The 252-nt window shown below is 63.5% G+C and carries 1 protein-coding gene; it reads right to left on the bottom strand.

The features are described from left to right. A partial coding sequence (locus AC5RTT_RS20920; protein ID WP_494146747.1) for an ABC transporter permease subunit occupies positions 1–252 on the bottom strand: 252 nt, incomplete at both ends.

Here is a 252-nt window from a genome sequence, read left to right as displayed (position 1 = left end):
GCATCAATGTAGAGCTCCTCGCGCACACCGCGGACGGCGTTGAAGACCACCCGGTAGTAAGCGGGGGCGAGGATGACACCGAAAATTCCCATGACGATCCACAGGGACGGGCCGACCACTGCACGGACCGCCAGCAGCACCACGATGGCCGGCAAGGAAAGGATCAACCCTGACAGCCACGCCGCTACTGTATCGAACCATCCCCCCCGGTATCCGGCGATCAGACCGGCCGGAATTCCGATGACCGCGGCA

This window comes from Arthrobacter sp. Y3221157 (assembly GCF_059089865.1).
Note: the sequence above shows the minus strand (reverse complement) of the source record. Positions and strands in the feature narration are given on the sequence as shown.